We start from the raw sequence: 10,630 nt of genomic DNA on the forward strand, positions 1-10,630 counted from the left end.
ACCTCCTCATCATCATAGGAGTATTATTACATTATTTTAATTATTATTATAGGTGACGAGTTATTTGTCGCTTACGAACATATCTAGAATACCTATAGGAAGAATATCTGTTTTATCCCGGTATGCTTCAATTGCTAGAGCTCAAACCATTAAAAGGATGCCAGATGAACGTCGCATAGCAACATTAGTTGCGTTCGCTATAACATATACTACCAGTTCCCAAGATGATATCATCGACTATATGGAACGATATTTTTCAACTTTATTCAATGGTGCAAACAGAAAAGGAGAAAAAGAAAGACTACGCTCTTTGAAAGATCTGGACAGCTCAGCACGGGAATTAAGTAAAGCTTGTTTGTTGTTGTTGGATGAAAAGGTACCTGATGAAACAATACGAAAAACCATATTTTCAAGCATACCCAAAGAACGGTTAAAATTGGCCATTGGAATGATAGATACTCTTACGAGACCAATAGATCAGACTGTTGAGTACAAAGAACTCTTTAGGTATTATACTTCCATTCGTAGATTTCTTCCAGCACTTTTAGCCACTATTAAATTTAGGGCATCAGCAGCAGGACAACCTGCTCTTGCTGCATGGGATTTTCTTTCGAAAGTTGAGTCAAAGACTGGAAAAAATAAATTTGTAAATGCGCCTACTGAGGGAATTTCAGCAAGTTGGAAAAGAGTTTTTTTAAAAGGGGATATGATAAGCTCTTGTCCTTATACTTTCTGGGCAATAGAAAAAATGCTTGAAGGTATTAAAAATTATGATATCTATCGAGAAAAAAGTGATAGATACAATGATCCAAGAAGCAAACTTTTACAGGGACAAGCTTGGGAAAGTGTTAAAAGTAAGGTATTAAGCACATTAGGTTGGTCGGCGAATGCGGATGAATCATTGAATCCATTAAAGAAAAACTTGGATATTGCATTCAAAAATACAATTAAAAATTGGGATGATAATCCAGACGTTCGAGTTGAGATGATTAAAGGTAAGGAAAAGATTGTTCTCTCACACATTAACCGACTTGAAGAGCCAAAGTCTTTAGTATTGTTGAAAAAGCAGGTTGAATCTCTAATGCCCAATACAGATTTACCAGGATTATTAATGGAGATAACTGCATTAACCAGATTTACAGACCAATTTACTCATATAAGCCAAGGTAATTCTAGAATCAAAGATTTGTCTGTTAGCATATGTGCTATTTTCATAGCCAAGGCATGTAATATCGGACTTGGACCCGTAGTTCAGCCAGGAATACCTGCACTGGAATATGACAGATTAACATGGGTTGAACAAAACTATTTTCGCAGCGAGACAATTACGCAGGCAAATGCTGTTCTTGCTGATCATATCTCTAAGATGACTTTGGCTAAATCGTGGGGTGGAGGGGATGTTGCGTCTGCAGATGGAATTAGATTTGTTGTACCACCAAAAACTATTTATGCAGGTCCAAACCCACGATATTTCGGCATTGGACGTGGCATAACAAGTTATGATCTTATCAGTGACCAATTTGCTGGACTAAATAAACTTGTTATTACAGGAACTATCCGTGATTCCTTATATTTACTTGAATTGGTTTTAGGTCAACAGACAACGTCTAAACCTCGTGAAATAATGACAGATACCGCCGGATACAGTGATATTATATTTGGATTATTTGCATTATTGGGTTATCGTTTTAGCCCACGTCTTGCTGATATAGGAAGTACAAGGCTTTGGCGATTTGATCCAAATGCAGACTATGGTGTATTGAATAGTCTATCTAAAAACAAATTACGTGAAGACCTTATAATTAAGTCCTGGGATGATATGCTTAGGGTCGCTGGTTCACTTAAACTTGGAACCATAAATCCTACAAATCTTATAAAAATGTTACAAAGAGGCGGGAAGCCAACTATGCTTGGTCGTGCAATGGGCGAATTCGGAGGAGAATCGGAAAATGGGCTTAAAAGAATCGTTGTATATGGCAAGAAAGGAGAGATTCATCAACCTCACCGTGAAGGTCAGGAAGATCAATTAAATACATTAGGGTTAGTTACAAACGCTATTATCCTCTGGAATACAGTCTATATGGAAAAAGCATTAGATTCTATTCGAAATGCAGGGTATATCGTGAATTTAGATGATGTAAAACGACTTTCTCCTCTTGGCTATGATCATATAAATATTGTAGGGCATTATTCATTTGACCTAGCAAAAGAAATATTATCTGGTAAGCTGAGACCATTGCAACCAATGGATAAAAAACTATTTGGTAAGAAACAGTAATTCTATTGCCGTTTCTGTCCCATTGCTACACAACCACCAAATATCAACGCTTTATATAGTATCACAAGGTTATAAAACGTTCTATAAATACCATATGAGACAATAAGTAGATAAATCTAAAACTATAAGGAGCTTATCAGTAGGGGTATAATATTACTTGATATTAAGACGCATCTGTAAAATATTGTGCCTTAACTGTCATTTTATTTGTTATAAAATACTCAATATTAAAAGGGTGGGGAGTTACAATGATATTAAGTGCAAAAAACCAAAATGAATTATTCTCTTGTTTAGATAAGGTTGGCGTTAAAAATGCAATTAGTATTAATGGGTCAGTATTAATTAAAATTAATTTAGCACGTCCCGCTAAACAAGGACATCCAAGAACTGATAGTAAATTACTTCCACAAATAATACAGTACGTATATTCAAATAATGGTAATTGTACAATTGTTGAAAGTGCAAATGGGTATTTAAGAAAGAATTTAGAACAAGAAGGTTTAGCAGAAATTATTAATAAGTATAATGTAAATGTAATCAATTTAGATTTTGAAGAAGTAGAAGAATTCAACATAGATGGTGAGAAACATTATTTGCCTAAATGTTTAAGAAATTATGGAGTAAGAATAGGTATTCCTGCTACATCAAAACGCCAACAAATGTTATTTTCAAATAACGGTAAACTATTTGTTGGGGCTGTTCCAAGACGTATGTACCAAATAGATGACAAGAATGTTGATTGGAGACCTCGTGTACACATAGACCTTCATAAGTCTGTTTCAAATATATTTCGTGCAATTCAAGAGTATTCTCCATTTAATTTTTTTATAAATGGGGGCTTGGTTATGGATGAAATTAAAGGAGAATTTATGTATGAGGAAACTTTAATTAGCAATGATGGTATAGAACTTGACTTGCATGTTTTACATAATTTATTTAGTTATCATGAAGTTCCAGAATACTTAAAAAGGCTTGAAATAAGGTAATTATTTAGTTCGAAATCTTTATGACTTGTACAATATAGACATTTAGAATTTTACGGAGGGTGATATACTAATGAAGTTTATAGATATAGAAAACTGGAAGAGAAAAGACCACTATAATTATTTTAAACAACTTAATTACCCTCATTTTAATATTTGCGGGAATCTTGATATTACAAGGTTTTATAGATATATTAAAGAGCAGGAAAGCCCATTTTTTATATCCATGTTATATGCTTCCACAAAAACAGCAAATAGCATAAAAGAATTCCGATTTAGGATAAGAGAAGATAAGGTTCTTGAACATGAAATTGTAAGTCCTTCTTTTACGGTAATGACTGAAAGTGATGTATTTAGTTTTTGTACAGTAAAATTCAAAGATGGATTTAATGATTTTAAAACTAACACATCAAAGAAATTGAAAAATCAAAAAATAATGTAAGTATATTAGATGAACCAGGGCGTGATGACCTTTTATATATCACAAGTATTCCTTGGATTTCATTTACTAATATAACTCACCCAATTCAGATGAACCCTGTTGATAGTATTCCAAGAATATCATGGGGTAAATACTTTGAGGAAAGCGGGAAAATTAAATTACCTCTGTCTGTTCAGGCACATCATGCCTTTTGCAGAATAGAAGCAGATGCAAATGTATCATTAAATGAAGATAGTCCACAAGAAGAACTTAAACAGATAATCAGAGATACATCAATTTCCATAGGATATATACTACTGGAAGCTTATAACTTAGGATTAGGTACCTGTTGGGTTGCTTGGTTTACTCAAGAAGAAATCAGACCAATTTTAAATATACCTGCTGATAAATATGTAGTTGGTATTATCACTCTTGGTTATGCAAATGAAACACCTAAAGGCGAAAGGAACTTGAAGAACTAATACATTATGAAAATTGGTAGAAATAATAGGGCAGCATACTGAATTGTTATTTATTTGAATGTGCCTTATTGGGGTACGGCAACCATTCATGTAAAAATGGGCCACTTCCAATATTATGTAATAATTTAAGTTTTTTTATTAACTTAAATTTGCCACTTCTTATAAAAACTGTTTTAATAGATAATTTTAAAAATTTACTCTAAGTAATAGTGACATATGATATATATTGATATACTTTACTTGTAAGTTGATTCACAATCATAAAAAAATGCATTATATACATTAGACAATTAAAGGAGGTTTATAAAATGAATTCAATAGGAACAAAATATTTGGAAACAGAAAGGTTGTCTTTGAAACGGATTTCATTAAATGATGCTAATAATATTTATAGGGAGATACTAGGAAATAAAGAACGTTTATATTTTTTAGATTGGAATTATGTAGCAGCTATTAATGAAGCTAATACTTATGTTGAAAATATTATAAATAGCTACTCAAAAGAATATTATTTTTTCTGGGTTATCGAAGAAAAAGTAACACAGAAATTTGTTGGATGTATATTTGTTTGTAATTCAGATATAAGTAAGCGACTTGCAGAAATTGAATATGTAGCAAGTGATAAAACAGAAGGGCATGGCTATATGACTGAAGCACTGAATAAAATTATTGACTTTTTAATTAAAGAAGTTGGATATTATAGAATTGAAGGGGTATGTAATATTGAAAACAAGGCTTCTGCTAGAGTAATGGAGAAGGCTGGTATGTTTTTAGAAGGAACATTACGTGGACGAGCATTAAATTTGAATGAAGATGGAAATCCAGGTGATTTAAAAATGTATTCATTTATTCCATTAGACAGAGAATAAACTGTAGAATTAAAATTTTCCTCATCAAAAAAGTATTCATGTAGTATGAATTATTGATATATTATTATTCAATGACAATTTTCATGTATTATTCACCAACAAGAGCACTGCCACTCTTGTCGCACAATAATATATGAATATTGTGACTTAATACAACTACAAATTACGCTAATTCGTTAACCCTTGTTAAATTCTTAGTGGCAACAATCATTTGCGTATTATTATCTCCTTCGTTTCCCATCAAGTCAACTTTTTCAAACCCTGCTTGTTTCATTAAGTTAATTTCATGTTTCAGTGTTAAAGGTGTATCAAAATGTACAAACACATCTTCTGGAATCCTATCTCGATCTTTTCTACGGTCACATTCAGCAAACAATAAATCCTCTTCTTCTTGCGATTTTACAATATAATCACATTCAATATAACAGCCACCATCTCTCAAACTATCATATAGTTTTTTGAATATGAGAATTTTCTTTTCTGGTTTAAAATGATGTAACGTTTCAAAAGATACTGCTACATCAAAACATTCCTTTCCAAAAGGTGCAACAAAATAATTTTCGCAAATCAATGAAAGATTCTTGTCTGCATGCTTTCTTGCAAGTTCATTCAACATAGACTTTGCTAAATCTATACATTTTACTTTAATGTCAGGAAATCTCTCAAAAATATTATCTAGCTCCAGTCCAGTTCCGCATCCAATATCCAACAGTTCTTTTGCCTCTTCTGGAATAATCTGCGCCATCCATTTATAATATTCTTTCCATGGAGACATATGTTCTTCATAATCATCAACTCGTCCTGCAAAGAACTGATCCATTTCCTCCAACTTTGTATCTTTTGTTTCTTCAAGCCATGCCTTAATACTATCTAATTCTTCCATCTTTTTTTCTTCCATTTTAAGATTCTCCCTTCATAAAACAATTAATTGCATGTGTAATTAATTGTTTTATCTCTTCTGTGTTTAATACTATAGCATTTCCATATATTTGTGTTGCAACTCCATGTGTATATAGCCATGTATCACGGAATAGTTTTTCTGAACATATTCTGGAAATATTATATCGAATCATTGTCTGTTCAATAACATCTTGATTCCATTCAGCTGCCAACACATCTGCAATACTCCATCCTGCATTTGTATTTGATACAAACAATGCTTGAAATAAATTGTGTTCAGTTTGTGCCAGTTCTGCATATGCTAGACTGATTGTTAATAATTGATCATATGGTTTTATATGATGGTGCATAAAAGCACTATAAAAATTATCAACTTCCATCATAATATCAGCTTTACAAGCATCCATATTTTTATATAATCTAAACAATGGTTTTGCTGAACAGTTTAGTTTAAATGCAATACTTCTTGCATTTAAACAGCCAATTCCCTGTTCTCTAATCAGTTCAAAGCCTGCATGAACTACCATATCTCTATTTATCTTTACTATAGGTGGCATATTTGCTCCCTTCTCGCAACACATGTTGCGCAACGTGTAATTCTTATTATATTATACATATTCTCTAATGTCCAATGAAAAAGACGGATTCCTTTGTCTTTCATCCATTGTTCACTATAGATCACTATTTCTTAGAGTGGGTGAATTATAAAATATTTATCCGTTTTATGTCTTAGAGGGGGTTTTGTCGGAAATGTTGGCGCTACCCCAACTATAAATACAAATTAATTTTAGTATAAAAAGGAGCCCAAGGGCTCCTTAATTGATTTTGATACAATAAATTATTTACTTTGGTTTAATAATTTATTGTGTTCATTTAGTAGCTTATCTAGCTTTTGGCTAAGTACTACTAATTTGGGGTCAGTTAACGCGCCACTTTCATTCATTAACTGATACATTAAAGCCCTGAGTTCTTCAATCTTTTGTATTATTTCTTCTAATTGTGTCATAATATCCCTCCTTTCATTATTAATTATAATGAAAGGAGGGATATTGTGGAATAAAACTGTATATTTCTACAAATAACTCTAAGGCACCTATACTTTAATGTAATATAAAAGACACCCTTTCGAGTACCTTTATTCTTTATCTTTTTTTCCTGAATATTGACATAGCCACAAGGGTAGAACAAAATGAAAAAGCATATGGTTCATTTTGTTCTACCTTTTTTGAATCATTTCTTAAACAACCCATATATATATTATAAGTCGTGATTATAAAATATTTTGTCACAGATAAAAACGCCACAACCTTTATCGCTTGCGACGTTTAATAAAAATGTTATCTACTATAAAATTACAAATGAATATCTGAAAGTTCCACTTTTATACTTTCATTTTTGCTTGATATTTTGTTGCAATGTATCACATTTTCATTAGTTATATTTATTGAAGGGAGCTTAAATGTAAACTTACTCCCCTTCCCAACTTCACTTTCAGCATAGATGTGTCCACAGTGTAATTCTACAATTGACTTAACTAAACTTAGTCCTATACCTGTGCCTTCTGCATTTCTTGATAGTGATTTATCTACCTGTTTAAATCTATCAAATATTGTACCTAGGTTTTTTTCTTCAATGCCAATACCCTTGTCCTCTACTGATATTTCAACAAATTTGTCCTTATCTTTAACATTAATAAATATTTCATCACCTTTATCTGAGAATTTTATCGCATTTGATATAAGATTTAATACTACCCTCTCAATCTTCTCTGAATCACAAGCTATTATTTTTTCTTCTGTATCAGTATCAAAAATAATATTTACCCCTTTAATCTCAGTAAGATTAGTTACAGATATAATTATATCTTCTACTACTTCGACTATATTGTTATTTGATAAGTGCACTTCAAAGAATCCTGTTTCAATTTTCGATGAATCAACTATGTTATTAATAAGTTTGGATAATCTATAGCAATTTTGTTTCATTGAGTTAATATATTTAGAAATTGAACCCTTAATTTTGTCTAATGAACCACTATTGTATTGCATATTAAATAATTGTACCGTAGCAGAAAGAACATTTAGAGGTGTTTTTAGTTCATGGGATATATCCACGATGAATTCTTCCTGCGCTTTCATTGCTTTTTCCATATCTTTCAATTGTTCCTTTAGTTGTTTAATCTCGTTATTTTGTTCTTTAATAATTTCCCTAGCTGATACTGTTTCTTCTACCATTCCATTATTATAAGCACACTCCATGATAAACCCCCATTTTTTTAGTATACTCCCTTATTATGTTTTATTATTTTAAAATAAATGCATTACACATGTGTATAATATAATTATTTTACTATATATTACCATATATTATGTCATTTTTATATGATTTTCAGTACCATTAGTACAACATTTTGAATATTTTATAGATTACAATATAACAAATTTATACAAGAAAAGTTAAAGCAATGAAGGAGCAGCTATAACTGTAATAAATAATTACATGGTTAAGACACAATCTTCATATATTTCATCGCAAGTACCCCCTATCAATAATATGGGGTACTTGATTTAAGTGTATATTGATATTGTGAAAGTAACACAATACTAATTGAGTTACATTCACATTGGTCGTATTGCTCATTCCTTATTTTTTTCGTTTTGAATGTAACATATGTATTGACTTGTTACATTGAATGTATTATAACAACTAAAAGAAGTGTGCTAAAGATTGCCTTAGGTGAGAAGAAATTTTTGTCTTTTATTTTTTAAAAATCTATTATTCTAATTATTTTTAACATGAGAAAAAATTGCTCACGTTGTGTTAACGCGAGCAATTTTTTTGATTTTTTGCCTACGTTCTATTGATATGAGAAAAGTTTCCTATATACTGAACATAAAGAAGGTGAATAATAATGACTGAAACTATAGTAAAAGATTTACCACCACACGTCACACTTGAAACAAATAGAGTATTAAAGCAGCTTTCACGTTCTCATAGGGCATTAGCGGAACTTAAGGGCTATGCAGATACAATACCTAATAAGAATATACTTATAAATGCGGTAACTATTAACGAGGCAAAGGATAGTTCGGAAATTGAAAATATAATTACAACTCATGATGAATTATTTAGAGCAATGTCACAGAAAGGGTATAAAAACCCAGCAGCTAAAGAGGTTGTAAGTTGGGGGTTGTGTAGTAATGGAACAGAAAACCGGTATAAGCACAGAAAATAATGATATTCATAAATTTAAACTTAAATTAAGTACTATATATTCTTCCTAAGTGATTTCAATATACATCACAGTATCGCTAATACAACAAAATTTGAAATTTTGCCAATCATTTCGATCATCACACCTTTTACCCACTTAACATTGTTAGTAAAATATGATAAAATTTATATTATGTGAGATATAATCATAATACTTGTATTTTATTGTCATAGGATTTTTAAAACAGTTATATATCAAGTGTTTGAAGAATTTAGTAGAATATTTATTGCGTTAGATTGCCAAAGTGTAATTTAGGAGTAGATAATGCCTGTTGAATTTTTAACAAAAGAACAAAGAAATAGATATGGAAATTTTATTGATGAGCCTACAAATGAGCAATTAGCAGTTTATTTTTTACTTGATGATACCGACAAAAAAGCTGCATATAGTCATATGGGCGATTATAATAGAATTGGTTTTGCAATACAGCTTGGGACAGTAAGGTTCCTTGGTACTTTTTTGCCAAATCCACTAAAAATACCTTCTAATATTATTCACTATGTATCTCAACAGTTAGAATTAAGTGAGAATAATCTGGAGAAATATAGTTATAGTGAAAGCAGATGGGATCATACACGAGAAATATGTCAAGCATATGGTTACCATGATTTCACAGAACAGCCTCACCATTTTATGCTAGTCCGTTGGCTATATAATCATTTCTGGTTAGCACCTGAACGTCCAAGTGTTGTTTTTGACCTTACGATGGCCAGGTTCATAGAACAAAAAATATTATTACCTGGTGCTACAGTTTTAGAAAGGCTTATATCTCAAATTCGTGAACGTGCAACCTCAAGGTTATGGCATAAACTAGCTTCTCTTCCGGATGCTAATCAACGAAAAATACTTGAAAAATTGCTTATAGTAGATGCTAAAAATAAAACTGGTTTAGAAATGCTTAGACAGTCTGTAACACATGAGTCTCCTATTGGATTTTTAAAAGCAATTGAACGATTTAAAACGATTTATTCAATAGGAGCTTATCAATGGAACATATCCAGAATACCTATAGGAAGAATATCTGTTTTATCCCGGTATGCTTCAATTGCTAGAGCTCAAACCATTGAAAGGATGCCAGATGAACGTCGCATAGCAACATTAGTTGCGTTCGCTATAACATATACTACCAGTTCTCAAGATGATATCATCGATTATATGGAACGATATTTTTTAACTTTATTCAATGGTGCAAACAGAAAAGGAGAAAAAGAAAGACTACGATCTTTGAAAGATCTGGATAGCTCAGCACGGGAACTCAGTAGAGCTTGTTTGTTGTTGTTGGATGAAAATGTACCCGATGAAACAATACGAAAAACCATATTTTCAAGCATACCCAAAGAACGGTTAAAATTGGCCATTGGAATGATAGATACTCTTACGAGACCAATAGATCAGACTGTTGAGTACAAAGAACTCTTTAGGT

The 10,630-nt window shown here is 31.6% G+C and carries 9 protein-coding genes and 2 pseudogenes; 7 read left to right on the forward strand and 4 right to left on the reverse strand.

The genetic code is table 11. From position 1 onward, the window contains the following. Positions 1–64 precede the first annotated feature (64 nt). From ACJAX4_RS18180 to ACJAX4_RS18200, 5 genes and pseudogenes are all read left to right on the forward strand, one after another. The gene (locus ACJAX4_RS18180; protein WP_435790865.1) at positions 65–2,278 is read left to right on the forward strand and encodes a Tn3 family transposase; all 2,214 of its coding nucleotides are present in this window, start codon (positions 65–67) and stop codon (positions 2,276–2,278) included. A gap of 248 nt (positions 2,279–2,526) precedes the next feature. Beyond that, a complete protein-coding gene (locus ACJAX4_RS18185) occupies positions 2,527–3,264 on the forward strand; it encodes a DUF362 domain-containing protein (protein ID WP_435790866.1) in 738 nt (245 codons plus the stop codon). A gap of 70 nt (positions 3,265–3,334) precedes the next feature. Then, positions 3,335–3,837 (forward strand): annotated as a pseudogene (locus tag ACJAX4_RS18190) (chloramphenicol acetyltransferase); the annotation flags it as partial. 60 nt (positions 3,838–3,897) lie between these two features. Beyond that, positions 3,898–4,184, forward strand: a pseudogene (locus ACJAX4_RS18195) (nitroreductase family protein); the annotation flags it as partial. Positions 4,185–4,472: 288 nt separating this feature from the next. Beyond that, a complete protein-coding gene (locus tag ACJAX4_RS18200; protein WP_435790867.1) occupies positions 4,473–5,033 on the forward strand; it encodes a GNAT family N-acetyltransferase in 561 nt (186 codons plus the stop codon). Positions 5,034–5,196: 163 nt separating this feature from the next. Here the strand turns inward: ACJAX4_RS18200 and ACJAX4_RS18205 are convergent, their stop codons facing one another. The 4 genes from ACJAX4_RS18205 to ACJAX4_RS18220 all read right to left on the reverse strand — a co-directional run bounded on the left by ACJAX4_RS18205 (position 5,197) and on the right by ACJAX4_RS18220 (position 8,191). After that, on the reverse strand, positions 5,197–5,931 hold the full coding sequence (locus tag ACJAX4_RS18205; RefSeq protein WP_435790868.1) for a class I SAM-dependent methyltransferase: 735 nt from the start codon (positions 5,929–5,931) through the stop codon (positions 5,197–5,199). 1 nt (position 5,932) lies between these two features. Beyond that, entirely contained in the window at positions 5,933–6,490 is a 558-nt protein-coding gene (locus ACJAX4_RS18210; protein ID WP_435790869.1) for a hypothetical protein, read from the reverse strand. Between the two features lie 281 nt (positions 6,491–6,771). Beyond that, positions 6,772–6,939: a Spo0E family sporulation regulatory protein-aspartic acid phosphatase gene (locus tag ACJAX4_RS18215; protein WP_435790870.1), complete on the reverse strand. Its 168-nt coding sequence runs from the start codon at positions 6,937–6,939 to the stop codon at positions 6,772–6,774. 346 nt (positions 6,940–7,285) lie between these two features. Beyond that, positions 7,286–8,191, reverse strand: a complete 906-nt coding sequence (locus tag ACJAX4_RS18220; protein ID WP_435790871.1) for a sensor histidine kinase — start codon at positions 8,189–8,191, stop codon at positions 7,286–7,288. 653 nt (positions 8,192–8,844) lie between these two features. Here ACJAX4_RS18220 and ACJAX4_RS18225 point away from each other — a divergent pair. Further along, entirely contained in the window at positions 8,845–9,168 is a 324-nt protein-coding gene (locus tag ACJAX4_RS18225; RefSeq protein WP_435790872.1) for a Fic/DOC family N-terminal domain-containing protein, read from the forward strand. Positions 9,169–9,471: 303 nt separating this feature from the next. Beyond that, the coding region (locus ACJAX4_RS18230) for a DUF4158 domain-containing protein (protein WP_435790873.1) at positions 9,472–10,630 on the forward strand (1,159 nt) is incomplete at its 3' end.

This window comes from Clostridium sp., assembly GCF_051278035.1.
Taxonomy (GTDB): Bacteria; Bacillota; Clostridia; order Clostridiales; family Clostridiaceae; genus Clostridium_AD.

Bases quoted from the DNA above. Each gene is read 5' to 3' on its own strand.
- ACJAX4_RS18185 (WP_435790866.1), top strand. From the start codon at position 2,527: ATGATATTAAGTGCAAAAAACCAAAATGAATTATTCTCTTGTTTAGAT.
- ACJAX4_RS18200 (WP_435790867.1), top strand. From the start codon at position 4,473: ATGAATTCAATAGGAACAAAATATTTGGAAACAGAAAGGTTGTCTTTG.
- ACJAX4_RS18205 (WP_435790868.1), bottom strand. From the start codon at position 5,931: ATGGAAGAAAAAAAGATGGAAGAATTAGATAGTATTAAGGCATGGCTT.
- ACJAX4_RS18210 (WP_435790869.1), bottom strand. From the start codon at position 6,490: ATGCCACCTATAGTAAAGATAAATAGAGATATGGTAGTTCATGCAGGC.
- ACJAX4_RS18215 (WP_435790870.1), bottom strand. From the start codon at position 6,939: ATGACACAATTAGAAGAAATAATACAAAAGATTGAAGAACTCAGGGCT.
- ACJAX4_RS18220 (WP_435790871.1), bottom strand. From the start codon at position 8,191: ATGGAGTGTGCTTATAATAATGGAATGGTAGAAGAAACAGTATCAGCT.
- ACJAX4_RS18225 (WP_435790872.1), top strand. From the start codon at position 8,845: ATGACTGAAACTATAGTAAAAGATTTACCACCACACGTCACACTTGAA.